Source organism: Pseudomonas sp. Irchel 3H3 (genome assembly GCF_900187635.1).
Lineage (GTDB): Bacteria > Pseudomonadota > Gammaproteobacteria > Pseudomonadales > Pseudomonadaceae > Aquipseudomonas.
On the sequence record NZ_FYEC01000026.1, the window covers coordinates 1 to 24,826 of the forward strand.

The following is a 24,826-nucleotide window of genomic DNA, read 5'->3' on the forward strand; positions in this document are numbered from 1 at the left end:
GGGGGTAAACCGGCAGGACGCCGGTTTAGCCGCACTGGGCCAGGGAGGGCCCATTGCGGCGGCCCCCCAAATCAATGTCGGAGTACGGGCATGCCGAGCCTAAGCGAGGCACCGAGTGGTGGGGTAAGAGCGTTTTGCTTACTTTTGCGCTGTTCAAAAGTGAGCCGCCGTCAGGCGGAACCATAGGAGGCCGTTACCGCAAGAATGGATATGTACTCCGCCTGATCCAACACCCCAGAGGCCCACAAATGCAACGTCGCACCACAGTTATGTAGATACCGATACCGCAATGGAAACGGAGCATTCAACATTGTGGCGGCAGCTAGACCACATCCACCCCGACATGAATCGCATCATGCCGCCAGAACTCCAGGTCACAATCGATCAACCGCTGATGCTGATCGTAGTTGACCCGGGCGATGCGCAACCCCGGGCTGCCCAGCGACACCCGCAAGGCCGCCGCCGCATCCACCGGCAGTGAGGTCGGCACGATCTCGAAGCGCACCCGCCCATAGTGCAAATCGTAATGCCGGGCATACAACTCGGTAATCGACTGATTCAGATCCAGCTGCAGAATCCCCGGGAAATACTGCGGGTTCAGGTAGTGCTCCACATACAGCACCAGTCGCCCATCAATACGCCGAGCGCGGCAGATCTGGATCACACTCGACAGCGCCGGCAGCTGCAGCCAAGCACACACGGCTGCCGACGCCGGCTGCAGACGCGCCGAGATAACCTCGGTCGACGGCTCCCGCCCCTGGGCACTGACCATGGCGTGAAAGTGACTGCGCTGCATCAGGTTGTAAGCCAGCCGGGGTGGCGAGACGAACCAGCCACGGCGCTCCTCCCGATAAATCTGGCCTTGGGCCTCCAGTTGCAACAGCGCTTCACGCACGGTAATGCGTGTGGTGCCGAACAGCTCACTGAGCTTGCGCTCGGCCGGCAGCTTGCTGGCAGGCGCCAGCAGACCGTGGTCGATCTGCTCTTGCAGGACTTGGCCAATGGCTGTCACCGCGCGGGTTGCCTCTTCACGCATCAAGGTTACCTTTCTGGACTAGACCAGCACTGTTTCGGGGCCGGAGTGCGCCAAAAAACGCCTCCTCTAAGCTAGTGCAAGCCTAGGCACAACATATGACTGATCGATGACAAAGCCGCCCAACGGCAGCATCTAAGCACTGCAATTGTGCGGCCAAGTCCCGTTAAACCGGCCTCCTCCCGATGGTCTACGCTTATCTCGTTGTCACCCCTAGCGAGCGAAAAAAAGCCCTGGGCTGGGGCCGCCGACATCAAAGTGTCATCCAGCCCACCTAAATTGGCTCAGGTATTGCTGACCTAGACCAACCCAACCGCAAACGTTCGATAAAAACGCAGCGTTGAATACGCCCAAAGGAGCTTTCGATGAAACAGCTTTTCCTGGCATCCCTGTTAGGCTCGACCATTGCCATGTGCACCGCCGCCATGGCTGCTGATACCGATCTGAAAACCCTGGAAGCCGCTGCGCGAGCGGAAGGCGCGGTCAACAGTGTCGGCATGCCCGATGACTGGGCCAACTGGAAAGGCACCTGGGAAGACCTGGCCAAGACCTACGGCCTCAAGCACATCGATACCGACATGAGCTCGGCGCAGGAAATCGCCAAGTTTGCCGCGGAAAAAGACAACGCCAGCGCCGACATCGGCGACGTCGGAGCGGCCTTCGGCCCGATCGCAGTCAAGCAAGGTGTGGTGCAACCCTACAAGCCTTCGACCTGGGACCAGGTACCGGCCTGGGCCAAGGATAAAGATGGCAACTGGGCCCTGGCCTACACCGGCACCATCGCCTTTATCGTCAACAAGAAGCTGCTGCACGGCTCCCCTGCGCCGACTAAGTGGGCCGATCTCAAGACCGGCAAATACAAGGTTTCCATCGGTGACGTGAGCACCGCCGCCCAGGCTGCCAACGGTGTACTGGCAGCGGCCCTGGCCAACGGCGGTGACGAGAAGAACCTGCAACCAGCACTGCTGATGTTTGCCGAAATCGCCAAGCAGGGCCGCCTGTCGATGGCCAACCCGACCATCGCTACCATGGAGAAAGGCGAGGTCGAGGTTGGCGTGGTCTGGGACTTCAACGGCTTGAGCTACAAGGCCAAGATGGCCAACCCGGATGACTACACCGTGCTGATCCCGTCCGATGGCTCGGTGATTTCCGGCTACACCACGATCATCAACAAATACGCGAAGAACCCCAACGCCGCCAAGCTGACCCGTGAGTACATCTTCAGCGATGCGGGCCAGATCAACCTGGCCAAAGGCAACGCCCGGCCAATCCGTGCCGAACACCTGACCCTGCCCGCCGAGATCCAGGCCAAGCTGCTGCCGAACGAGCAGTACAAAGGCGTGACCCCGATCAAGGACGCCGACGCCTGGGAAAAAACCTCCAAGGCCTTGCCACAGAAGTGGAACGAAGAAGTCATCGTCGAAATGAAATAACCCCCGTAGGAGCGAGCCTGCTCGCGATGGCGACCTGACATTCGAAGACCCTCTCGGGTGTCAGGCCGTTCTCGCGAGCAAGCTCGCTCCTACAACGAATTACGATGTTTCGAGTTACCGATGTACGGAGTTTCAGTGCCATGAGTCACAACGTCATCCTTGTCGTTCTCGACGGTCTCAACTACGAAGTCGCGCGGCATGCCATGGGGCATTTGCAGGCCTATGTGCAGGCGCAAAGAGCTGCCCTGTACAAACTCACCTGCGAGCTTCCTGCGCTGTCGCGCCCGCTCTACGAAACGATCCTGACCGGGGTCACGCCCATCGACAGCGGCATCGTCCACAACAACGTCGCGCGTCTGTCGCACCAGCGCAGCATTTATCACTACGCCCGTGACGCCGGCCTGACCACCGCCGCCGCGGCCTATCACTGGGTCAGCGAGCTGTACAACCGCTGCCCTTTCGTCGCAGCCCGGGATCGCCACACCGCCGAGCCCGCACTGCCGATCCAGTACGGCCACTTCTATTGGTCCGACCATTACCCGGATTCGCACCTGTTCGCCGACGCCGAGCACCTGCGCCTGCAACATGCCCCGCACTTTCTGCTGGTGCACCCGATGAACATCGACGACGCCGGGCACAAGCACGGCCTCGACACCCCGCAGTACCGTAACAGTGCCCGCTCGGCCGACATCATCCTGGCCGACTACCTGCAAGGCTGGCTCGACGCCGGTTACCAGGTGCTGGTGACCGCCGACCACGGCATGAACAACGACCGCTCCCACAATGGCCTGCTGGCCGAGGAACGGGAGGTCCCGCTGTTTGTGATTGGCGATGCCTTCAGCCTCGACCCCGATGCCGCTCCCAGGCAGCTCGAACTGTGCGGCACGGTGTGCCAGTTGCTCGGCATACCCCACGACAAACCTGTATGCCGGGAGTTGCTCAAGTGAATGCCATCACACGCGGCAAATGGCTGGCAGCGTTGTGCCTGGTGCCCTTTGCGATCTTCTTTTTCGTGTTCCAGATCGCCCCGCTGTGCTGGGTGCTGATCAACAGCCTGCAATCGGAAGAGTTCGGCTGGGGCCTGGCCAACTTCAACAAGATCTTTAGCTCCAGGTTCTACCTGCAAGCGATCCAGCACAGTCTGGAAATCAGTTTCTACTCCAGCCTGTTCGGCATTGTCATCGCCATCCTCGGCGCCTACTCGCTGCGTCGGGTCGACTCCAGGTTGCGCAACTTCGTCAACGCTTTCGCCAACATGACCAGCAACTTTTCCGGCGTGCCCCTGGCCTTCGCCTTCATCATCCTGCTGGGCTTCAACGGCAGCATCACCATCATGCTCAAGCAGGCCGGGATCATCGAGGACTTCAACCTGTACTCAAAAACCGGGCTGATCATCCTCTATACCTACTTCCAGATTCCCCTGGGCGTACTGCTGTTGTACCCGGCGTTCGACGCCCTGCGCGAAGACTGGCGCGAATCCGCCGAGTTGCTGGGGGCCAACGGCTGGCAGTACTGGCGCCACATCGGCCTGCCAGTGCTGACTCCAGCCCTGCTCGGCACTTTCGTGATCCTGCTGGCCAATGCCCTGGGCGCCTACGCCACGGTGTACGCCCTGACCACCGGCAACTTCAACGTGTTGCCGATCCGCATCGCGGCGATGGTTTCAGGTGACATTTCCCTGGACCCGAATCTGGCCAGTGCCCTGGCCGTGGTGCTGGTGGCCTTGATGACCGTGGTGACCGTGGTCCATCAGTTACTGTTGAAGAGGAGCTACCATGTCTCGCGCTGAACCCGGCTCTGCGGCCCTTTATCACCGCGTGGTGGTCTACCTGCTGTTTGCCATCTTGTTACTGCCGCTGGTTGGCACTCTGATCTACTCGATTTCCAGCAGTTGGTCGGCGACCATCCTGCCCTCGGGCTTCAGCTTCAAGTGGTACCTGCAACTGTGGAGCGACCCGCGTTTTCTCAACGCCTTCGGCCAGTCGCTGCTGGTCTGCGTCGGGGCGCTGATCCTGTCGGTGGTGCTGATCCTGCCGCTGCTGTTCGTGGTGCACTACCACTTCCCGAAACTCGATGCGCTGATGAACATCCTGATCCTGCTGCCGTTCGCGGTGCCGCCGGTGGTGTCCTCGGTGGGCCTGTTGCAACTCTACGGTTCCGGGCCGTTCGCCATGGTCGGTACGCCCTGGATCCTGGTGGGCTGCTACTTCACCGTGGCGCTGCCGTTCATGTACCGGGCAATCACCAACAACCTGCAGGCAATCAACCTGCGCGACCTGATGGACGCCGCCCAGTTACTCGGCGCCAGCACCTTCCAGGCGGCGTTCCTGGTGGTGCTGCCGAACCTGCGCAAGGGTCTGATGGTGGCGTTGCTGCTGTCGTTCTCGTTCCTGTTTGGCGAGTTTGTATTCGCCAACATCCTGGTCGGCACCCGCTACGAAACCCTGCAGGTGTACCTCAACAACATGCGTAACAGCAGTGGCCACTTCACCAGCGCGCTGGTGATCTCCTACTTCCTCTTTGTGCTGGTTCTGACCTGGGCTGCCAATATCTTGAACAAGGACAAAAGCCAATGAGCTATGTCAGCGTCCAACACCTGCAAAAAAACTACTCCGGCACCACGGTGTTCAGCGACATCAACTGCGAAATCCACAAGGGCGAGTTCGTCACCCTGCTCGGCCCTTCGGGTTGCGGCAAGTCCACCCTGCTGCGCTGCATTGCCGGGCTGACCGCGGTGGATGGCGGCAAGATCCTGCTCGAGGGCCAGGACCTGGTGCCCCTGAGCCCACAAAAACGTGGGATCGGCATGGTGTTCCAGAGCTATGCGCTGTTCCCCAACATGACCGTGGAACAGAACGTCGCCTTCGGCTTGCGCATGCAAAAGGTCAATGCCGACGACAGCCACAAGCGCGTACAGGAAGTACTGCAACTGGTGGAGCTGACTGACTTTGCCGCGCGTTATCCGCACCAGTTGTCCGGCGGCCAATGCCAGCGCGTGGCCCTGGCCCGCTCCCTGGTCACCCGTCCACGCCTGCTGCTGCTCGATGAGCCGCTGTCGGCACTGGATGCGCGGATTCGCAAGCACCTGCGCGAACAGATCCGCCAGATCCAGCGTGAGCTGGGGCTGACGACTATTTTCGTCACTCACGATCAGGAGGAGGCCCTGACCATGTCTGATCGAATATTCCTCATGAACCAGGGAAAAATCGTACAAAGTGGCGACGCAGAGACCCTCTACACTGCGCCAGTGGATGTGTTTGCCGCCGGATTCATCGGCAACTACAACCTGCTTGATGCCGCCAGTGCCAGTAAACTGCTGCAACGTCCCGTCAACAGCCGCATCGCGATTCGCCCGGAGGCCATCGTGCTGAGCCGCACGGGCGAACCCGATACCCTGATCCGCAGCCACAGTCTGCTGGGCAACGTGATTCGCTATCGGGTCGAGTCGCGCGGTGTGGAGTTGGTGGTGGATGTACTGAACCGTTCGGCGGCTGACTTGCATGCCGACGGTCAACGCCTGGCACTGTCCATTGATCCGAGCGCCCTGTGTGAGGTCGCCTGATGATGTCAACGAATGAGCTGAAGAGAGAGCACTGATGGCCCTGGCAATTTTTGATCTGGACGAAACCCTGATCCACGGTGACTGCGCCACCCTCTGGAGTGAGCAGATGGCCCGCCTGGGCTGGGTCGACGGCGAGTCGTTCATGCGCCGCAACAACGAACTGATGGACGCCTACAGCCACGGCAAGCTGGCCATGGAAGAGTTCATGGCCTTCAGCCTGGAACCCTTGATCGGCCGTACCCCGCAAGAGGTCGAGCACCTTGTAGGGCCCTGGGTCGAAGACTTTATCGAGCCGATCATTTTCAGCGATGCCACCAAGACCATCGCCGCCCACCGCAAGGCCGGCGACCGGATCCTGGTGATTTCCGCCTCGGGCACCCACCTGGTCAAGCCCATCGCCGAGCGCCTGGGCATCGATGAGGTGCTGGGTATCGAACTGGAGCTGGTCAACGGTTTCTACAGCGGCCATACCGTCGGCACCCTGACCTACCGCGAAGGCAAAATCACCCGCCTGTTGGAATGGCTGGACGCCGAAGCAGAAAATCTCGAGGGCGCGAGTTTCTATTCCGACTCCCGCAACGACCTGCCCTTGCTGCTCAAGGTCGACTTCCCCCACGTGGTCAACCCGGACCCAGTGCTGCGCGAGCATGCGCAACAAGCCGGCTGGCCGATTCACCACTGGAAGTAATCGAATACCTGTGTGGGAGCGGCCTGCTCGCTCCCACCGTTTCAGTGCAATGTCGTCAGGTCAGGCTCTCGTCAATCACCAACACCAGCTTGCCCGACACCTGATTGGTCGCCAGTTCGGCAAACGCCGCCTCGGCATCCTTGATCGGGAAGGTCTTGGCCAGTTGCGGGCTCAAGCGGCCTTCGGCGAACAATGGCCAGACGTGCTGGCTGAGATCGCTGAACAGATCGGCCTTGAACTGCTCGTCGCGGCTGCGCAGGGTCGAACCCAACAGCTGGATCCGCTTGGCCAGCACTTGCGCCAGGTCGAGCTTGGCATCACGGCCGCCCATCAGGCCAATCAACACCCAGCGTCCGTCCCGAGCCAACACTTTCAGGTTCAACGCCGCGTAGTTGGCGCCGACCGGGTCGAGGATCACATCGAACGGTCCCAGATCGCTCAACCCCTCCAGACCATCGGTGCGCACCACCCCGCCCTGGGCGCCCAGCGCTTCGCAATAGGCCAACCGATCGGCCGAGCCGACACTGACCCAGCACGGGTTGCCAAACGCCTTGCACAGCTGGATAGCTGCCGACCCTACGCCACTGGCGCCGGCATGCAGCAAGACTTTTTCCCCGGGCTTGAGCGCAGCCAGTTGAAACAGATTCAGCCAGGCAGTGCTGTACACCTCCGGAAGCGCCGCCGCTTCGACCAACGACAAGCCCTCAGGTACCGGCAGGACGTGGCGACCATCGACCACCACCTCCTCGGCCATCCCGCCCCCGGCCAGCAGCGCGCACACCCGGTCACCAATCTGCCAGGTCGAGCCCGGGCCCACCTCGCTGATGACCCCCGAGCACTCCAGCCCCAGCACCTGGCTGGCACCCGCAGGCGCAGGATAGAGCCCCGCTCGCTGCAGCAGATCGGCCCGGTTCAACCCCGCGGCCGCAACACGGATGCGAACTTGCCCCACATCACAGACCGGAGCCGGCTCTTCAACCCACTCCACATGTCCCTCAACGCCTTGCAATGCCTTCACAGTGCCTCCATAGTGAGTCTGGACTGAGCCCGATGCTATAGCGCCGGGCTTTTTGCATTATGCGACCGGTCCTTGTGGAACCGGCGACTTCAAAGACGGCCTAATATGCGTTATCAATTGTCCCCGCGTCGAATCGGCATGAAGCATTTGTTCCCCAGCACCGCACTCGCTCTCCTCATCGGCCTGGGCAGCTTATCGCTCGCGCCCGATACATTCGCAGCCAATAGCTGGGACAAGCTTCAGCCCGACCGTGACGAGGTGATCGCCAGCCTGAACGTCGTCGAGCTGCTCAAGCGCCACCACTACAGCAAGCCGCCCCTTGATGATGCGCGCTCGGTGATCATCTACGACAGCTACCTCAAGCTGCTGGATCCATCGCGCAGCTACTTCATGGCCAGCGACATTGGTGAATTCGACAAATGGAAAACCCAGTTTGACGACTTCCTCAAGAGTGGCGACCTGAACCCCGGGTTCACCATCTACAAGCGCTACCTGGACCGGGTCAAATCGCGTCTGCAGTTCGCCCTGGCAGAACTCAACAAAGGCGTGGACAAGATCGACTTCAACGCCAAGGAAACCTTGCTGATCGATCGCAAAGAGGCCCCGTGGCTCAAATCCAATGCCGAGCTCGACGACCTGTGGCGCAAACGCGTCAAGGACGAAGTGCTGCGCATGAAAATTGCCGGCAAGGACTCCAAGCAGATCCAGGAAACCCTGACCAAACGCTACAAGAACCAATTGTCGCGCCTGGACCAGACCCGCGCCGAGGACATCTTCCAGGCGTACATCAACACCTTCGCCATGTCCTACGATCCGCATACCAACTATCTGTCACCGGATAACGCGGAAAACTTCGACATCAACATGAGCCTGTCCCTCGAGGGCATCGGCGCCGTGTTGCAGAGCGACAACGACCAGGTCAAGGTCGTGCGCCTGGTGCCTGCAGGTCCAGCCGACAAGACCAAACTGGTCGCGCCGGCGGACAAGATCATCGGTGTCGCCCAGGGCAACAAGGAAATGGTCGATGTGGTCGGCTGGCGCCTGGACGAAGTGGTCAAGCTGATCCGTGGGCCGAAAGGCACCGTGGTCCGCCTGGAAGTGATTCCGGCCAGCAATGCGCCCAACGACCAGACCAGCAAGATCGTGCCGATCACCCGCGAAGCGGTGAAGCTTGAAGACCAGGCGGTGAAAAAATCCGTGCTCAACCTCAAGCAGGATGGCAAGGACTACAAACTCGGCGTAATCGAGATCCCGGCCTTCTACCTCGACTTCAAGGCGTTCCGTGCCGGTGATCCGGACTACAAGAGCACCACCCGCGACGTCAAGAAATTGCTGACCGAACTGCAAAAGGAAAAAGTCGACGGCGTGGTCATCGACCTGCGCAACAACGGCGGCGGCTCCCTGCAGGAAGCCACCGAACTGACCAGCCTGTTCATCGACAAGGGCCCGACCGTCCTGGTGCGCAACGCCGATGGCCGGGTCGATGTACTCGAAGACGAAAACCCGGGGGCGTTCTACAAAGGCCCGATGGCCTTGCTGGTCAACCGCCTGTCAGCCTCGGCTTCGGAGATTTTTGCCGGCGCCATGCAGGACTACCACCGCGCACTGATCATCGGCGGCCAGACCTTCGGCAAAGGCACGGTACAGACCATTCAGCCGCTCAATCATGGCGAACTGAAACTGACCCTGGCCAAGTTCTACCGGGTTTCCGGGCAGAGCACCCAACACCAGGGCGTACTGCCGGACATCGATTACCCGTCGATCATCGACACCAAGGAAATCGGCGAAAGCGCCCTGCCGGAAGCCATGCCGTGGGACACCATCCGCCCGGCGATCAAACCGGCCGTCGACCCGTTCAAACCCTTCCTCGCCCAGCTCAAGTCCGAGCATGACGAGCGCACCGCCAAGGATGCCGAGTTTGTCTTCATCCGCGACAAACTGGCCCTGGCCCAGAAGCTGATGGCGGAAAAAACCGTCAGCCTCAACGAAGCCGAACGCCGCGCACAACATGCCGATATCGAAGCCCAACAGCTGACGATGGAAAACATCCGCCGCAAAGCCAAAGGCGAAGAGCCGCTCAAGGAACTGAAAAAAGAAGACGAGGACGCCATCGCGGCCGAGCCAGACAAGACCAAGCCGGAAGACGACGCCTACCTCAGCGAAACCGGGCGGATCCTGCTGGACTACCTGAAACTCAACACCGCGGTCGCCAGCAACAGGAAGTAATGGCCACCCAAGCAACACGCTGACCAGAAAAGACCGGGCTTGCCCGGTTTTTTCTGGTCGTTAGTTTCTTGTCTGATCAGGTCGTATACAGACCCTGGGGGGCTCGGCAGCTGCTGCAGGGGATTGGGGGTATTCGCCAGATTTGTGGTTTGTCGGAGATCGCCATCGCGGGCGAGCCCGCTCCCACAAGGGGACCCAACCCTAAGCCGCCATAACCGCAGGAGCGGATCTACACCCAGATCAACCAGCCCGCGCAGCCAACTCCCGCAACTTGATCGCAGCCAACGGATGCCCGGCCTTTTCCGCCAACCCCCACCAGCGAGCCGCCTCCAGCGGATCCGGAGCCTTGCTCGGCGTCCCCGCCAGACTGATCACACCCACCTGATAGGCCGCCTTGCCATCGCCCGCCAACGCCGCCAGGCGCAACAAACGCACACCCTCCTCGCGAGCCCCAAGACCGACCCCGCGAAACGTCAGGATGTGACCATAGAAGCTCTGCGCGCCCACATCACCCAAGTTGGCCATGCGCGCAAACTGCCCTTCCAGCCAGGCCCAGCCCCGCGGCTGACGGACAAACCAGGACCAGTGAAACAACCGACGAGCCAGCCAGTAGCTGACATGTGCCTTGAGTCGTAGCAACACTCAGGCCTCCGCAGATTCAGGGTATTCGTACTCAAACACCCGAACCACTTCCGAAGCATGCCAGGACGCTGCAGCTACGCCGTCGGACGGCCCGGAGAAGCGTCCCAGGCGCTCCACACACTCGAAGAACCCCGTGCGCGGCAACCGGCTCGCGCCCTGGCTGATCACCAGCGAGCTGCGCAGCGGCTGCTCAGCCCGAGCGTCCAACGCCGCCAGGTGCTCGAGGGCGGCCGTCAGGGTTTGCATCGCCGGGCTCGGCAACTGCAACCGCTCCAGCAGCGCACGATAGGTCAGCAGGTGGCGCTGGCGGCGCGCCTGATCCAGTTCACCGAGCAAACCGTCCCAATGTTGACGACTGATCCGTACGCTCACGATTCATCCCTCCAACCCTGCACCTTCAACTCCCAGGCCAGGCTGCGACGAATCGCGGCGTCGGGCTGGCGCTCGCCACTTTCGATCAAGGCCAGGTAGGAAGGGCTGATGCCTACGGTGCGGGCCAACGCCTCAATGGCAATGCCCTGCTCTTCGCGTAGATGACGCAGTTGATCGAGGCCCGGAAGAACCGGGTTCGAGGTGGCCGCGTGCGGGACTGTAGCTGCACGCGGTGGTTGCTCCTTGACGCCTGCCGCTTTTAATAATGCTTGATACTGCGCCCATGGCAACACCGCGTACTCGGGTTCACCATCACGTGTGATTATCTGAATATCCATGACTACCCCGTAGGACAACAACACTTAGCGAGTCGGCACTTTTCCATTGAAGTGTAATCCTAACAGTCGCTAAGGTCGCTGGGGCGTATCAATCTCTGGATAGATCTGATTCGATTCAGGTTTTTTTCGGGTGTTGAAGCAACAACTGCTCCGGCGAATCGGGCAGGCGCTCGACGTTCACCAGTTTTTCCGGGTGCTGGCGGTTGCGCCAGAGGCGAAAGGCAGTCAACTCGTCATCCAGGGTTTTCATCAGCCATGCCAGTACGGCGATATCGTCGAGCATGCCGAACATCGGGATGAAATCTGGAACGGCATCCAAGGGGCTAAGGAAGTACATCAGGCCGGCCACCACCGATACCAGGGCCTTGGGACTGATGGCCCGGTACTCGCCACGCCAGTACGCCAGGCACAACGCCTGCAGCAAGCGCAGGTCGTCCTTGAGCTTGCCCAGCCGGAAACCCTGAGTGGCGCCCTTGCTGGCCACTGCGAAGAGCAGAGTCGGCAAACGGCCACGACTGATCAAGCGACCGGCCAGGGGCAGGAACCGAGCGAAATTCCAGGGTGTTTTCATCATGCCTCCACTGAAATGTTATCCACACAAATTGTGGATAACCTTGTGAACAGAGCCGCTTTTCAGGCCTCAAAGCCCCGTCTTACAAGGGCTCGAGTCAGATCGGGCGTTTTTTACTCACATAAAAAAACCCCAACATTTCATTGACTTGGCGGCCTGGTGCGGCTAACGGCGGCGCCTTCAATGCTATGACTGCTACAACCGGTGTCGGTTCTACTGGATTTTCCCCCACCGACCGCCAGATACAACAACGCCCCGGATAAACGGGGCGTTGTTTTTCAATCCGACGCAGCTTACTTGGCGTCGTCTTGCTTGGCTGGATCTTTGATCGCCAGCAGTTCCAGGTCGAACACCAGCACCGAGTTGGCCGGGATTGCCGGGCTAGGGCTTTGTGCGCCGTAGGCCAGTTCGCTAGGAATGTACAGCTTGTACTTCTCGCCTACGTGCATCAGTTGCAGGCCTTCGACCCAACCCGGGATCACGCCGCTGACCGGCAGATCGATTGGGCTGCCACGCTCGACCGAGCTGTCAAACACAGTGCCGTTGGTCAGGGTGCCAGTGTAGTGCACAGTCACTACGTCGGTAGGCTTAGGCTGAGCGCCGTCGGCCTTCTTCACGACTTCGTACTGCAGACCGGAAGCCGTGGTGGTCACACCGGCTTTCTTGGCGTTGTCTTCGAGGAATTTCTTGCCGGCTGCGGCCGACTCTTCGCTCATCTTGGCCATACGCTCTTCAGCGCGCTTTTGCAGCGCAGCGAAGGCTTCGACCAACTCTTCATCCTTGAGCTTCTGTTCTTTCTTGCCGACAGCATCTTCGATGCCTTGGGCTACGGCTTTGGAGTCCAGGTCATCCATGCCTTCCTGAGCCAGGCTCTTGCCCATGTTCAGGCCGATACCGTAGGAAGCTTTTTGCGCCGGGGTTTTCAGCTCTACGCTGGTCTGCGAGTCACAACCCGCAAGTACCAGGCTAACCAGGGCCACCGCCGCCGCCAACCGATGCTGTTTCATGCTATTTCCTTGTTCATGCGCCTAAAGGGCAATCGAATAAAGCCGCGAGCTTATCAGGCCGCCACGACCAATGGCTACCGGCATGAGAGCAGGAAAGCTCCGATAAGTTCAGGTCTTTTAACGCGTTTTACCCATGAATAGGGTGAAGTTTCTGTCAGCTTCAGCCGAGGGCAGACGCAGCCTGTTCCCACAGCCTATGGCGTAATGGCCTCTTGCTGCCAAACTTGAGCTCAGGCATAACACCCCGATCAATCTACAAGGATGTTTATCGTGCGCCTGCTGCTCCGTTTTTTACTGCTGATTCTGACCCTGTTGGGGGTCGCGCTGGCCGTTGTGCTGTATTACGTGGCCAACCCCAAACTGCCGGTTTATACGCCTGTGACCCAGGTGAACTACCTCGACCAGTGGAGCGCGGCCGATCGCCAGACCTATTACTTCACCCCCCAGGGCACCCAGGTAAAGGGCTTGCGGTACGACTGGTTCAAGGCCCTTGAGCTGCCGTTTTCCGAGCAACGCTTTGCCGCGCCGCAGTACCTGGCGCGCTTCGGCTTTTTGGTGGACCCGACGCAAACGGCCACCTCCAGTAATCCGGGCAACCTGCCGGTGGGCTTCGCCAGGCACCAGAATCCTGGCAGCAAAGAAGAGTATCTGGATATTACCTGCGCCGCCTGCCACACCGGCGAGTTGCGCTACCAGGGCCAGGCCCTGCGCATCGATGGCGGTACGGCGCAGCACGTGCTGCCCTCCAGCGTCCCCACGTTACGCGGCGGCAGCTTCGGCCAGGCACTGGTGGCCAGCCTTGCCTCGACCTATTACAACCCGTGGAAATTCGAACGTTTCGCCCGCAATGTGCTGGGACAGGATTACGACGCCGGGCACGGACAACTGCGCAAGGACTTCAAGGCTTCGCTGGACACCTTCCTGCGCGTGGCCTGGAACGACACCCATCGCGGTCTCTATCCCACCGAGGAAGGCCCCGGGCGCACCGACGCCTTCGGCCGTATCGCCAATGCCACCTTTGGCGACGCCATTTCCCCGGACAATTATCGGGTTGCCAACGCCCCAGTGGACTACCCACAACTGTGGGATATCTGGACCTTCGACTGGGTACAGTGGAACGGCTCGGCGCAGCAGCCCATGGCGCGCAACGTCGGTGAAGCCCTGGGGGTGGGCGCAACCCTGAGTTTCTTCGACGCCAACGGTCAACCGCTCAAGGGCGATGCGCGCTACCCCTCCAGCGTGCGCGTACGTGACCTGCACCTGATCGAAGAAACCCTCAAGCGCCTCAAGCCGCCCGCCTGGCCCGAAGCGCTGCTGGGCACCGTCGACAAGCCCCTGGCTGCCCAGGGCCGCGCGCTGTTTGCCGAGAACTGCGCCGGTTGCCACGTGCCCAAGGTGATCCAGGCCAACGGGCGCCCCGAGCAGCAGTTGAAAATGCTGCCGGTGGCAGTGATCGGCACGGACCCCGCCAGCGCCAACAACATCGCGCAGCACCGCTTCGACGTCACCCCACTGCAATGGGACCCGACGGAATTGGCCGACCTCGACGTCAAGCTGCAACCCACGCCCACCGAGCCGCTGGACCTGAGCCAGTTGTCAGTCGCCAAGGGCCTGGCCTACGTCACCGCCTTCGTCGAGAACCGCGCCTACCGCGAGGCCAACGTCACCCCTAAGGAGCGGCCGGACATGGATGGTTTTGCCCTGCCGATCGGCGTACGCGAGCGCGTGGCCTACAAGGCCCGGCCGCTGGCCGGTGTCTGGGCCACTGCGCCCTTCCTGCATAACGGTTCGGTGCCGAGCCTCTACCAACTGCTGTCACCGCAAAGTGAACGCGCGAGCACCTTCTATAAAGGCACCTTCGAGTACGACCCCAAACACCTGGGTTATCGCACCGAAGCCTTCGACAACGGGTTTGTGTTCGATACGCGCGTTACCGGCAACCACAACAGCGGCCACGAGTTTCGCGCTGGCGAACGGGGTAACGGGGTCATCGGGCGCCTGTTGCTACCTCAAGAACGCTGGGCACTGCTGGAGTACCTGAAGGTGCTGGGCGGCCCATTGGAGGCGCAATTGCCATGAGCCGCAGACAGTCAGGAAGGAGTTTTACATGTTGATGAGCCTATGGCTGCGCCTCGCGGCGTTGTTGGGTAAATGCCTGCTGTGGTTACTCGGACTCGGCCTGCTCGGCTGGGCCCTGGCCAGCGCCTGGTGGGCCTGGCAGCACAGCGGGCCGGTGTCCGCCCAGGAGCAGATACCGGCCGGCGAAGCCGCGATGACCCAGGAGGTGATCCAGACTGCCGTGCGCATCGTCGACCAGCACCGCGACAACACCCGTTACCTGCGTGACGCCCACGCCAAGGCGCACGGCTGCTTGCAGGCCGAGGTCCAGGTATTGACCGACCTGGCCCTGGAACTGCGCCAGGGCGTATTCAGCGAAGCCGGCAAGACCTGGCAAGCGACCCTGCGTCTATCCAACGGCAATGCCTACCCGCAGTTCGACAGCATGCGCGATGCCCGGGGCATGGCCCTGAAGTTACTCGACGTACCCGGCACGCAGTTACTCAAGGACCGTCAAGGCCGTGGCGAACAGGACTTTGTCATGTTCAACCACCCGAACTTTTTCGTCAGTGACGTTGCCGAGTACCGGCAGAACGTCGCGGCCCAGGCCGACGGCAAAAAAGTCCTCGCATTCTTTCCCGGCTGGGACCCGCGCAGCTGGCAGGTGCGCCATCTGTTCATCGCCTTGGCGACGCTGGCGCCGGCACCGACGAGCCCCACCCAGAGCACCTATTTTTCCGTCTCGCCCTACAAGTTTGGCAACGCCAACGCAAAATTTCGCGTGGCTCCAGACCCAGGCAGTTGCCCGAGCTACACCCTCCCCGCGCAGAACCAGGCCTTGCCGAACTTCCTGCGCAGTGCGCTGAACCAGCAGCTGTCGACGGACCGGGTCGCGGCCTGCTTTGTCCTGCAGATCCAACGTCAGGACCCGGGCGCATACATGCCCATCGAAGACACCAGCATTGAATGGCAGGAAAGCGACGCGCCGTTCGAAACCGTGGCGCGCATCCGGATTCCCGCCCAGGACTTCGACACCCCGGCGCTGAATCTGCAATGTGACAATCAGTCGTTCAATCCCTGGTTCGGGCTGGAGGCGCATCGCCCCATCGGTGGGATCAATCGATTGCGCAAAGCCGTGTACGAAGCGGTCAGCGACTACCGGCACGCGCGCAACGCCGAACAGTAAGGCCAGGCCGCACGCCCGTCAGACGACGGGCGTGCGGCGATCAAGGCTCAGTACCGGGCATCCTGTGGTTTGCCACCTTTTGGCCAGTCCTTGTGCTTGTCCGGGAAGTCCGGCCGCGGTTGATGGGAGAAGTACTCGGCGACGTCTACCGCTTCCTGATCGGACAGCCCGCCCTGCCCCAATGGGAACTGCTCGTGAAAGCCGATCGGCATGTTGCGTTTGACGAACGCCGCCGCGGCATAGGTGCGCGCCATGCCGGCGCCAATGTTGAACGACTCCTCGCCCCACAGCGGCGGGAATACCCACTCGCCCTTGGCGCTCTTCAAGCCTTCGCCCTCAGTGCCATGGCATACCGCGCATTGCTTGGCGTAGACCCGCTCACCGTTGGCGCGGTCAGGCTTGATCGCCGGATCGATCTTGCCGACGCCGCGCCCGGCCACTTTATCCCCGGGCTGGGTGTTGCGCTTCATCCAGTCGAAGTAGGCAATCATCGCCTGCATGTCCGCCGACTCGACGGGCAGCGGCTTGCCGTCCATCGAACGGCGGAAGCAACCATTGATGCGCTCGGCCAGGGTAATTTCCCGTCCCACACGCGGTGCATAGCCCGGGAAGAACGCCGAGACCCCGACAAACGGCGAACCATCGGCAACAGTGCCCGCATTCAGGTGGCAACTGGTGCAGTTCAAGGCGTTACCGACGTTGTCCGGCAACAGGGCCTTGGTCTGCAGGTGCAGGCGCATGCCCCGCACTACCTGTGGCGCATTGGGCGCCACTAGCATATCGGCCAGGCGTGGGGTTTCGAAGGTGACAGGCCCGTCCACCGGCTTGAGTTGGCCACGCAGCTGCTTGACCTGGGCAGCGCTGATCACTGAGCCGCTATTGCCCCAACTGGTGCGCACGAAGCTGAGGATTTCGGCGATCTCGTCATCGGCCAGCCGGGCGAATCCGGGCATGGTGTAGACCCGCGGGTGGGTCTGGGTCTCGGCGGTTTTCCAGCCCGTCAGGGTGATGTGCAGCAACGAAGTCGGATCGGCCGAGGCCACGCTCGGGTTGCCCGCCAGCGGCGGGAACATCGCCGGTACACCACCGCCATCCGCACGGTGGCAGTCGGCACAGAACTGCGTGTAGCCCAGGCCACCACGGCTGCTGAACAGCGTCGCCGGAGGCGCCGCCGGGGCCAGTGGCAAGGACGGTGGCGGCAGGTCATCCGGGCCGGCTGGCAGCGACTTGAGGTAGGTCGCGATGGCGTTCAGGTCATCATCGGTAAAATGCTGGGTGCTGTGATGGATCACCTCCGCCATGTTGCCGGACACCGTGGCAAATCGGTTCTGCCCGGTCTTGAGCAACTGCACGGTGTCTTCCACCGTCCACAGGTTGCGCAAGCTGAGTGCGCGCCAATGCTCGACGGTCTCCCCGGCCAGGTAATGCTTGCCACTGGCACCGGCATCACTCATGGCCTTTTCCTGGAAGGCGATACCCCGTGGGGTATGGCAAGCGCCGCAGTGACCCAAGCCCTGCACCAGGTAGGCGCCACGGTTCACCTGTGGGTCCTTGGCCGGGTCCGCAGCGAAGGGAGCGTCATCGACGAACACCTTGTTCCAGAACCACAGCCCCCAGCGCTGGTTGAACGGCCAGCTCATGTCTGCCTGCAGATTGGCCTGCTTGACCGGGCTGACCCCCTGCAGCAGGTAGGCATACAAGGCCCGCATATCTGTTTCGCTCATCTTGGCGTAGGACGGGTACGGCATCGCCGGGTACAGGTTGTCGCCCGCTGGCGTCACGCCCTGGCGCATGGCACGGTCAAACTGTTCGAAGGTGTAGCGGCCAATGCCCGTTTCTGGATCGGGGGTGATGTTGCTGGAATACAGGGTGCCCATAGGCGTTGTCAGTTCCAGGCCGCCGGCCATCACCGCACCGTCCTTGGCGGTGTGGCAGGCAATACAGTCGCCGAGCTGGGCCACGTACTTGCCTTGGGCGATCAACGGGTCAGCCTCGGTGGCCGCTGCCGACGGCGGCTCACTGGCGTTGAGGTGGTGCACAAACAATAACGACGAAACCAACACGGCCAGTCGCGGCAAATTCAGATCCATTGAAAACACCCCTTATGGCGCCTGCGTCGGGTTTTCCCGTTGGCCAGGCACCACTTCGTTTTTATAGGTTCAGCAAACGGCAACCGCGATGTGCAGGTCCCAGGTACTTTCTATAGGAATTGGCCGGTGTGGTCGTTGACATGTATCAGGCGCAGTCCGAATGGCTGGCGACAAAGAGGTTTGGCGCGGACGGCCAAGGTGTTGCGAGGAGGGGCGAAGGGAAGTTTGCCAAATCCCAGACAGCAAAAAGCCCGCACTAGGCGGGCTTTCTGTGGTGACCTGGCGTTCAGTGGTCCAGGTTACCGAATATGGCGCAGCGGACGGGACTCGAACCCGCGACCCCCGGCGTGACAGGCCGGTATTCTAACCGACTGAACTACCGCTGCGCTAAGCGTTGAAAGTAAATGGTGGGTGATGACGGGATCGAACCGCCGACATTCTGCTTGTAAGGCAGACGCTCTCCCAGCTGAGCTAATCACCCTTTACCTTCGTTGCGGGACACATTATGCCACAGGTTTTTATAAAGTGTTGATTTAATTGAAGTATTTTTCAAATAAATCTAAAAACCGGTGAAACATGCTTCCTGCAGGAACTTCGGACAGAAAAAAACCCGCCTAAGCGGGCTTTTCCGTGGTGACCTGGCGTTCAGCGATCCAGGTTACCGAATATGGCGCAGCGGACGGGACTCGAACCCGCGACCCCCGGCGTGACAGGCCGGTATTCTAACCGACTGAACTACCGCTGCGCATAACACTGAAAACGAATGGTGGGTGATGACGGGATCGAACCGCCGACATTCTGCTTGTAAGGCAGACGCTCTCCCAGCTGAGCTAATCACCCTTCGCTTCGGTGTGGCGCGCATTCTACGGAGCGACCCCACCTCTGGCAAGCACTTTTTTAAATAATTTTTTCAGGCCTTCCAAAGGCTTAGCGAAGGGTTGGCCTATTGAGCTGCGCGGAGAATAATGCCCCCCTTTGTATAAAGGAGAGACTCACCCCATGTGGTTCAAAAACCTGCTTATCTATCGCCTGACCCAAGATCTGCCTGTTGATGCCGAGGCGTTGGAAACTGCACTGGCCACCAAGCTGGCGCGTCCATGTGCAAGCCAGGAGTTGACCACCTACGGTTTCGTCGCGCCGTTTGGCAAAGGCGAAGATGCACCATTGGTGCATGTCAGCGGTGACTTCCTGCTGATCAGCGCACGCAAGGAAGAGCGCATCCTGCCAGGCAGCGTCGTGCGTGACGCGCTCAAGGAAAAGGTCGAAGAGATCGAAGCCGAGCAAATGCGCAAGGTCTATAAGAAGGAACGCGACCAGCTCAAGGATGAAATCATCCAGGCGTTCCTGCCGCGCGCCTTTATCCGCCGCTCGTCGACCTTCGCTGCCATCGCGCCGAAGCAGGGCCTGATCCTCGTCAACTCGGCCAGCCCGAAACGTGCCGAAGACCTGCTGTCGACCCTGCGTGAAGTGATCGGCACCCTGCCGGTGCGTCCGCTGACAGTGAAAATGTCGCCGACCGCAACCATGACCGAATGGGTCACTACCCAGAAAGCCGCGGACGACTTCTTTGTGCTGGACGAGTGCGAACTGCGCGACACCCACGAAGACGGCGGCATCGTGCGCTGCAAACGCCAGGACCTGACCAGCGAAGAAATCCAGCTGCACCTGAGCACCGGTAAAGTGGTGACCCAGCTGTCCCTGGCCTGGCAAGACAAACTGTCGTTTGTCCTCGACGACAAGATGGTGGTCAAGCGCCTGAAGTTCGAAGACCTGCTGCAAGACCAGGCGGAACAGGACGGTGGCGACGAAGCCCTGGGCCAACTGGACGCCAGCTTCACCCTGATGATGCTGACCTTCGGCGAATTCCTCCCGGCACTGGTGGAAGCGCTGGGCGGCGAAGAGATTCCGCAGGGCATCTAAAGGCTGGCGATCTCTCTTGTAGGAGCGAGCTTGCTCGCGATGGTGTGTCTGACGTCTGATACACCATCGCGAGCAAGCTCGCTCCTACAAGTGTTTTATGGTGTAACTAATAATAAGGAACAGGTCATGCGCGCATTGGCAGCACTGAGTCGTTTTGTCGGCAACACCTTTGCTTACTGGGTACTGATTTTTGCGGTCGCGGCATTCCTGCAACCGTCTTGGTTCATCGACCTGAAAAGCTTCATCGTGCCGCTGCTGGGGCTGGTGATGTTCGGCATGGGCCTGACCCTCAAACTCGAAGACTTCGCCGAAGTCGCACGTCATCCGTGGCGCGTGGCGTTGGGTGTGGTCGCGCACTTTGTGATCATGCCCGGCGTGGCATGGGTGCTGTGCCAGGTGTTCCACCTGCCCCCGGAAATTGCCGTCGGGGTGATTCTGGTGGGTTGCTGCCCAAGTGGCACTTCGTCGAACGTGATGACCTGGCTGGCACGCGGCGACCTGGCGCTGTCCGTGGCGATTGCCGCAGTCACCACCCTGCTCGCCCCATTGCTGACGCCAGCCTTGATCTGGCTGCTGGCTTCGGCCTGGCTGCCGGTTTCCTTTATGGAGCTGTTCTGGTCGATCCTGCAGGTGGTGCTGCTGCCTATCGTGCTGGGTGTGGTCGCGCAGCGCCTGCTGGGCAACCGGGTGCGCCACGCGGTCGAAGTACTGCCGCTGGTCTCGGTGGTGAGTATTGTGATCATCGTGGCCGCGGTGGTTGCCGCCAGCCAAGCCAAAATCGCCGAGTCCGGCCTGTTGATCATGGCGGTGGTGATGCTGCACAACAGCTTCGGCTTCCTCCTGGGCTACTTCACCGGACGAGTGTTCAACCTGCCCCTGGCACAACGCAAATCCCTCGCCCTGGAAGTCGGTATGCAGAACTCGGGGCTCGGGGCGGCACTGGCCAGCGCGCACTTCTCGCCGCTGGCGGCGGTGCCCAGCGCCCTGTTCAGCGTCTGGCACAACATTTCCGGCGCCCTGCTCTCGACCTACTTCCGACGCATGAGTGAGAAACAGGACCGGGAACTGGCGGCACAACAAGCGGCTGACTGACGTGGGAGCTTGATCCCCGGACTAATGATGGGCACTATACTGCGCAACGCGAGGACGACCTCGCGGCTCGATCGAGTCATTAATCTGGGGACGACCCCGTCAATCGATGGAGGTTTGCATGGCCTGGATCATTCTGTTTTTCGCCGGTCTGTTTGAAGTCGGCTGGGCCGTTGGCCTGAAATACACTGACGGCTTCAGCCGCCCCCTGCCCACCGCCCTGACAATCACCGCCATGGTCATCAGCCTCGGCTTGCTCGGGCTGGCGATGAAGGAGTTGCCGCTGGGCACCGCCTACGCGATCTGGACTGGCGTTGGCGCAGTGGGCACAGTCATCGCCGGGATCATCCTGTTTGGTGAATCCATGGCGCTGTTCCGCCTGGCCAGCGTTGCGCTGATCATTGCCGGACTGGTCGGGCTGAAAATCAGCGCGGCCTGATCAACTGGATAAAAAACGCCCGCATTACGCGGGCGTTTTTTTATCTGTGCACTTCTAGCGCACCGCCCCCCGCAACTCGCTGACCCGTGCCTGCAACTGCGCCGGCGCTGCCGCCTCGGCGGCTACCGGCGGGCCTGCCACCAGGGTCACCCGCGACCATAGCCGATGGAAAAAACCCTTGTTTGGGTCGCGGCTGAAAAAGCTGCCCCACAACCCTTGCAGGGCCAAGGGAATCACCGGCACCGGAGTCTGTTCGAGAATCCGCGTCAGCCCGCCCTTGAACTCATCGATCTCACCGTCAGCGGTCAGCTTGCCTTCCGGGAAGATGCACACCAGTTCGCCGTCCTTCAGATACTGGGCGATGCGGCTGAAGGCCCTTTCGTAGATCTGGATGTCTTCCTGGCGCCCGGCGATGGGAATCGTCCCGGCAGTGCGGAAGATGAAGTTCAATACCGGCAGGTTGTAGATCTTGTAGTACATCACGAAGCGAATCGGCCGACGCACCGCGCCGCCAATCAGCAAGGCGTCGACAAACGATACGTGATTGCACACCAGCAGCGCCGCCCCCTCATCGGGAATCAGCTCCAGGTTCCGGTGCTGGACGCGGTACATGGAATGGCTGAGCAGCCAGATCATGAAGCGCATGCTGAACTCGGGGACAATGCGGAAGATGTAGGTGTTGACCCCGATATTGAGCAGCGACACCACCAGGAACAACTGGGGAATCGTCAACTTGGCCAGGCTCAGCAAGACGATGCTGACAATCGCCGACACCACCATGAACAGCGCATTGAGGATGTTGTTGGCAGCTATCACCCGCGCCCGCTCGTGTTCGGCGGTGCGCGACTGGATCAACGCATACAGCGGCACGATGTAGAAACCACCAAACACCCCCAGCCCGAGGATGTCCAGGAGCACCAGCCAGGTATGGGCGAAGCCGAGCACTTCGAGCCAGCCATGGCCTTCGACGCTGTCCGGGATACCGCCCGAGTGCCACCACAGCAGCAGGCCGAACACCGTCAGGCCGAAGGAGCCAAAGGGCACCAGGCCGATCTCGACTTTACGCCCGGAGAGTTTCTCGCAGAGCATCGAGCCCAGGGCAATCCCCACCGAAAACACCGTGAGGATCAGGGTCACCACGGTTTCGTCGCCGTGCATCCACTCCTTGGCGTATGCCGGGATCTGCGTCAGGTAAATCGCTCCGACGAACCAGAACCATGAGTTGCCGACAATCGAGCGCGACACCGCTGGTGTCTGCCCCAGGCCCAGGCGCAAGGTGGCCCAGGACTCACTGAAGATATTCCAGTTCAGCCGCAGCCCAGGCGTAGAGGCTGCTGCGCGGGGAATGCCACGACTGGCCAGGTAACCGAGCACGGCGATGGCGATGATCGCCGTGGAGACAATGGGCGCGTAGTGACTGGAGGACATCATGATCCCGGCACCGATGGTCCCGGCGAGGATCGCCAGGAAGGTGCCCATTTCCACCAGGCCATTACCGCCGACCAATTCTTCTTCGCGCAGCGCCTGGGGCAAAATCGAATACTTCACCGGACCGAACAGCGCCGAGTGAGTGCCCATGGCAAACAACGCCAGCAGCATCAGCCATAGGTGATTGAACATGAAGCCGACCGCGCCTACCGCCATAATGGCGATTTCCCCCAGCTTGATCAGACGGATCAACGCGTCCTTGGCGAACTTTTCCCCGAACTGTCCGGCCAGCGCCGAAAACAGAAAGAACGGCAGGATAAACAGCAACGCGCACAGGTTGACCCAGATCGAGCGGTCGCCCTCAATGGCCAGCTTGTACAGAATGGCGAGGATCAACGACTGCTTGAAGATGTTGTCGTTGAACGCCCCGAGCGATTGCGTAAGAAAAAACGGTAGGAAGCGCCGCTTGCGAAGCAAGGTGAACTGCGAAGGTTGACTCATCTTCCATGTCCCTGAGTGGCTTGGATGCTCTTATTGGAATGTCGCTCAGCGATCCAGGCCACAACCTTAAGACTATTTCTTCAATCCGGCGATGCACGGCGAGACAAACAACTCACCGCGCCATGCTCCCTGCACCGTACGTTTGGCGACGATCAGCCACAGGCTCGCCAGCAGCACCACCAGCACCGAACCGAACAGGCTGAAGAAGGCCAGGCCCAGGGTGCTGGCCAGCTTCAAGGTGGCCAGCGAATAAACGCCCAGGGGGAAGGTAAAGCCCCACCAACCGAGGTTGAAGGGAATGCCGTCGCGCAAGTAGCGCAGGGTAATCAGCACCGCCATCAGCATCCACCACAGGCCAAAACCCCACAGGGTGATGCCGCCGATCAGCCCCAGCCCCGCCGCCACTTCACCGACTCCCGGCAGGCCATTAGCCGCGAAGATCGCCGGCCCGTCACCGCCCAGCAGCAACATGCCCAGCGCTCCGGTGCCAATCGGCCCCAGCGCCAGCCAACTCGACGCCGCCATGTTCTCGTGGGGCAACTTGTGCAAGGCCATACGCAACAACAGGATGGTCAGGATGCTGAACGCCACTGGCAACGAGAACGCCCACAGCACGTAGCTGGTGCAGAGCATCACCAGTTGCCCATGGGCGTCCGCCAGGTGCGGGGCCAGCAGGCCCCCGCTGGCTGCAGCCACTTCCGCCGCCACCACCGGCAACAACCACACCGCGGTCATCTGGTCGATGCTGTGCTCCTGCCGCGTGAACATCATGTACGGGATCAGCACGCCGCAGGCCAGCGACATGGCGACGTCCAGCCACCACAGGACCTCGGCCACCTGGACCACATCCTGCCCCCACCGCGGCACGCCAAACACCAGGAAACCATTAATGATGGTGGCCAGGCCCATGGGAATGGTGCCGAAAAACATCGACACCGTGGAGTGGGCGAAAATCCTCCGCGCCTCATCGAAGAACAACACCCAGCGCGCGGCATACAGCACGCTGAACAACAGAAACAGACCAATATTGAACAGCCACAGGCCTTCGGCGAACACCCGCAGTCCGGGGATTGCCAGCGGCAACTGGACCAAGGCCAATGCCAGCACCCCGGTGCCCATGGTGGCGGCGAACCAGTTGGGCGTGAACTGGCGAATCACTTCGCGCGGGTGCTGTAACTGGCTCAAGGGCCGGTTGAGAATTTTGCTGCTATTGGCGCATTGCATG

The 24,826-nt window shown here is 60.9% G+C and carries 22 protein-coding genes and 4 tRNA genes; 12 read left to right on the plus strand and 14 right to left on the minus strand.

Annotated elements, in window-relative coordinates:
- Positions 1-322: 322 nt before the first annotated feature.
- Positions 323-1,036, minus strand: coding sequence for a phosphonate utilization transcriptional regulator PhnR (phnR, locus tag CKW24_RS22105; RefSeq protein WP_095170300.1), 714 nt, complete (start codon positions 1,034-1,036; stop codon positions 323-325).
- A 362-nt stretch (positions 1,037-1,398) separates the two neighbouring features.
- Between phnR and CKW24_RS22110 the strand changes: the two genes are divergently transcribed.
- The 6 genes from CKW24_RS22110 (at position 1,399) to CKW24_RS22135 (ending at position 6,716) form a co-directional block, all read left to right on the plus strand.
- Complete coding sequence (locus CKW24_RS22110; protein ID WP_095170301.1) at positions 1,399-2,466, plus strand: ABC transporter substrate-binding protein; 1,068 nt, start codon at positions 1,399-1,401, stop codon at positions 2,464-2,466.
- A gap of 140 nt (positions 2,467-2,606) precedes the next feature.
- Entirely contained in the window at positions 2,607-3,413 is an 807-nt protein-coding gene (locus CKW24_RS22115) for an alkaline phosphatase family protein (protein ID WP_095170302.1), read from the plus strand.
- A complete protein-coding gene (locus CKW24_RS22120) occupies positions 3,392-4,255 on the plus strand; it encodes an ABC transporter permease subunit (RefSeq protein ID WP_174244591.1) in 864 nt (287 codons plus the stop codon). The genes CKW24_RS22115 and CKW24_RS22120 overlap by 22 nt, the downstream gene beginning before the upstream one ends.
- Positions 4,242-5,042, plus strand: coding sequence for an ABC transporter permease (locus CKW24_RS22125; protein ID WP_095170304.1), 801 nt, complete (start codon positions 4,242-4,244; stop codon positions 5,040-5,042). The genes CKW24_RS22120 and CKW24_RS22125 overlap by 14 nt, the downstream gene beginning before the upstream one ends.
- Positions 5,039-6,028 (plus strand): ABC transporter ATP-binding protein, encoded by a 990-nt coding sequence (locus tag CKW24_RS22130; protein WP_095170305.1) that lies wholly within the window; start codon positions 5,039-5,041, stop codon positions 6,026-6,028. Before CKW24_RS22125 ends, CKW24_RS22130 begins: the two co-directional genes overlap by 4 nt.
- A gap of 34 nt (positions 6,029-6,062) precedes the next feature.
- Complete coding sequence (locus tag CKW24_RS22135) at positions 6,063-6,716, plus strand: HAD family phosphatase (RefSeq protein ID WP_095170306.1); 654 nt, start codon at positions 6,063-6,065, stop codon at positions 6,714-6,716.
- Between the two features lie 55 nt (positions 6,717-6,771).
- Here the strand turns inward: CKW24_RS22135 and CKW24_RS22140 are convergent, their stop codons facing one another.
- On the minus strand, positions 6,772-7,734 hold the full coding sequence (locus CKW24_RS22140) for a zinc-binding dehydrogenase (protein WP_095170307.1): 963 nt from the start codon (positions 7,732-7,734) through the stop codon (positions 6,772-6,774).
- A 138-nt stretch (positions 7,735-7,872) separates the two neighbouring features.
- Between CKW24_RS22140 and CKW24_RS22145 the strand changes: the two genes are divergently transcribed.
- A complete protein-coding gene (locus CKW24_RS22145) occupies positions 7,873-9,960 on the plus strand; it encodes a carboxy terminal-processing peptidase (protein ID WP_177440690.1) in 2,088 nt (695 codons plus the stop codon).
- Positions 9,961-10,200: 240 nt separating this feature from the next.
- On the opposite strand, the gene CKW24_RS22150 is transcribed toward CKW24_RS22145, so the two are convergent.
- The 5 genes from CKW24_RS22150 to CKW24_RS22170 form a co-directional block, all read right to left on the minus strand.
- Entirely contained in the window at positions 10,201-10,602 is a 402-nt protein-coding gene (locus CKW24_RS22150; protein ID WP_095170309.1) for a sel1 repeat family protein, read from the minus strand.
- A complete protein-coding gene (locus CKW24_RS22155) occupies positions 10,603-10,974 on the minus strand; it encodes a hypothetical protein (RefSeq protein ID WP_003179080.1) in 372 nt (123 codons plus the stop codon).
- Positions 10,971-11,312: a helix-turn-helix domain-containing protein gene (locus CKW24_RS22160; RefSeq protein ID WP_095170364.1), complete on the minus strand. Its 342-nt coding sequence runs from the start codon at positions 11,310-11,312 to the stop codon at positions 10,971-10,973. Before CKW24_RS22160 ends, CKW24_RS22155 begins: the two co-directional genes overlap by 4 nt.
- 115 nt (positions 11,313-11,427) lie before the next feature.
- Positions 11,428-11,883: a YkvA family protein gene (locus tag CKW24_RS22165; protein WP_095170310.1), complete on the minus strand. Its 456-nt coding sequence runs from the start codon at positions 11,881-11,883 to the stop codon at positions 11,428-11,430.
- 293 nt (positions 11,884-12,176) lie between these two features.
- Positions 12,177-12,890, minus strand: coding sequence for an FKBP-type peptidyl-prolyl cis-trans isomerase (locus CKW24_RS22170; RefSeq protein ID WP_095170311.1), 714 nt, complete (start codon positions 12,888-12,890; stop codon positions 12,177-12,179).
- Positions 12,891-13,160: 270 nt separating this feature from the next.
- On the opposite strand from CKW24_RS22170, the gene CKW24_RS22175 reads away from it, so the two are divergent.
- On the plus strand, positions 13,161-14,969 hold the full coding sequence (locus CKW24_RS22175; RefSeq protein WP_095170365.1) for a di-heme-cytochrome C peroxidase: 1,809 nt from the start codon (positions 13,161-13,163) through the stop codon (positions 14,967-14,969).
- Positions 14,970-14,997: 28 nt separating this feature from the next.
- Positions 14,998-16,134, plus strand: a complete 1,137-nt coding sequence (locus CKW24_RS22180; protein ID WP_095170312.1) for a catalase family protein — start codon at positions 14,998-15,000, stop codon at positions 16,132-16,134.
- 47 nt (positions 16,135-16,181) lie between these two features.
- On the opposite strand, the gene CKW24_RS22185 is transcribed toward CKW24_RS22180, so the two are convergent.
- The 5 genes from CKW24_RS22185 to CKW24_RS22205 form a co-directional block, all read right to left on the minus strand.
- Positions 16,182-18,224, minus strand: coding sequence for a c-type cytochrome (locus tag CKW24_RS22185; protein WP_095170313.1), 2,043 nt, complete (start codon positions 18,222-18,224; stop codon positions 16,182-16,184).
- 309 nt (positions 18,225-18,533) lie between these two features.
- Positions 18,534-18,610: transfer RNA gene (locus CKW24_RS22190), tRNA-Asp, on the minus strand.
- Positions 18,611-18,629: 19 nt separating this feature from the next.
- Positions 18,630-18,705 (minus strand) — tRNA-Val (locus CKW24_RS22195).
- A 187-nt stretch (positions 18,706-18,892) separates the two neighbouring features.
- A tRNA-Asp gene (locus CKW24_RS22200) sits at positions 18,893-18,969 on the minus strand.
- 19 nt (positions 18,970-18,988) lie between these two features.
- Positions 18,989-19,064 (minus strand) — tRNA-Val (locus CKW24_RS22205).
- Between the two features lie 159 nt (positions 19,065-19,223).
- On the opposite strand from CKW24_RS22205, the gene rdgC reads away from it, so the two are divergent.
- From rdgC to sugE, 3 genes are all read left to right on the plus strand, one after another.
- A complete protein-coding gene (rdgC, locus tag CKW24_RS22210) occupies positions 19,224-20,144 on the plus strand; it encodes a recombination-associated protein RdgC (protein ID WP_095170314.1) in 921 nt (306 codons plus the stop codon).
- Between the two features lie 126 nt (positions 20,145-20,270).
- Positions 20,271-21,236 carry a bile acid:sodium symporter family protein gene (locus CKW24_RS22215; protein ID WP_095170315.1) on the plus strand — a complete coding sequence of 322 codons (966 nt, stop codon included), beginning with the start codon at positions 20,271-20,273 and terminating at the stop codon, positions 21,234-21,236.
- 118 nt (positions 21,237-21,354) lie between these two features.
- Positions 21,355-21,672, plus strand: a complete 318-nt coding sequence (gene sugE, locus CKW24_RS22220) for a quaternary ammonium compound efflux SMR transporter SugE (RefSeq protein ID WP_095170316.1) — start codon at positions 21,355-21,357, stop codon at positions 21,670-21,672.
- 54 nt (positions 21,673-21,726) lie between these two features.
- Here sugE and CKW24_RS22225 read toward each other — a convergent pair whose 3' ends face one another.
- Positions 21,727-23,601, minus strand: a complete 1,875-nt coding sequence (locus tag CKW24_RS22225) for an MFS transporter (RefSeq protein ID WP_095170317.1) — start codon at positions 23,599-23,601, stop codon at positions 21,727-21,729.
- A gap of 72 nt (positions 23,602-23,673) precedes the next feature.
- On the minus strand, positions 23,674-24,825 hold the full coding sequence (locus CKW24_RS22230; protein WP_095170318.1) for a TDT family transporter: 1,152 nt from the start codon (positions 24,823-24,825) through the stop codon (positions 23,674-23,676).
- Position 24,826: the final 1 nt, after the last annotated feature.

Coding starts and splice junctions, on each gene's coding strand:
- CKW24_RS22125 (WP_095170304.1), top strand. CDS start 4,242: ATGTCTCGCGCTGAACCCGGCTCTGCGGCCCTTTATCACCGCGTGGTG.
- CKW24_RS22120 (WP_174244591.1), top strand. CDS start 3,392: ATGCCGGGAGTTGCTCAAGTGAATGCCATCACACGCGGCAAATGGCTG.
- CKW24_RS22230 (WP_095170318.1), bottom strand. CDS start 24,825: ATGCAATGCGCCAATAGCAGCAAAATTCTCAACCGGCCCTTGAGCCAG.
- CKW24_RS22115 (WP_095170302.1), top strand. CDS start 2,607: ATGAGTCACAACGTCATCCTTGTCGTTCTCGACGGTCTCAACTACGAA.
- CKW24_RS22185 (WP_095170313.1), bottom strand. CDS start 18,224: ATGGATCTGAATTTGCCGCGACTGGCCGTGTTGGTTTCGTCGTTATTG.
- CKW24_RS22110 (WP_095170301.1), top strand. CDS start 1,399: ATGAAACAGCTTTTCCTGGCATCCCTGTTAGGCTCGACCATTGCCATG.
- CKW24_RS22160 (WP_095170364.1), bottom strand. CDS start 11,312: ATGGATATTCAGATAATCACACGTGATGGTGAACCCGAGTACGCGGTG.
- CKW24_RS22135 (WP_095170306.1), top strand. CDS start 6,063: ATGGCCCTGGCAATTTTTGATCTGGACGAAACCCTGATCCACGGTGAC.
- CKW24_RS22180 (WP_095170312.1), top strand. CDS start 14,998: ATGTTGATGAGCCTATGGCTGCGCCTCGCGGCGTTGTTGGGTAAATGC.
- CKW24_RS22225 (WP_095170317.1), bottom strand. CDS start 23,601: ATGAGTCAACCTTCGCAGTTCACCTTGCTTCGCAAGCGGCGCTTCCTA.
- CKW24_RS22165 (WP_095170310.1), bottom strand. CDS start 11,883: ATGAAAACACCCTGGAATTTCGCTCGGTTCCTGCCCCTGGCCGGTCGC.
- CKW24_RS22145 (WP_177440690.1), top strand. CDS start 7,873: ATGAAGCATTTGTTCCCCAGCACCGCACTCGCTCTCCTCATCGGCCTG.
- CKW24_RS22130 (WP_095170305.1), top strand. CDS start 5,039: ATGAGCTATGTCAGCGTCCAACACCTGCAAAAAAACTACTCCGGCACC.
- phnR (WP_095170300.1), bottom strand. CDS start 1,036: ATGCGTGAAGAGGCAACCCGCGCGGTGACAGCCATTGGCCAAGTCCTG.
- sugE (WP_095170316.1), top strand. CDS start 21,355: ATGGCCTGGATCATTCTGTTTTTCGCCGGTCTGTTTGAAGTCGGCTGG.
- rdgC (WP_095170314.1), top strand. CDS start 19,224: ATGTGGTTCAAAAACCTGCTTATCTATCGCCTGACCCAAGATCTGCCT.
- CKW24_RS22215 (WP_095170315.1), top strand. CDS start 20,271: ATGCGCGCATTGGCAGCACTGAGTCGTTTTGTCGGCAACACCTTTGCT.
- CKW24_RS22170 (WP_095170311.1), bottom strand. CDS start 12,890: ATGAAACAGCATCGGTTGGCGGCGGCGGTGGCCCTGGTTAGCCTGGTA.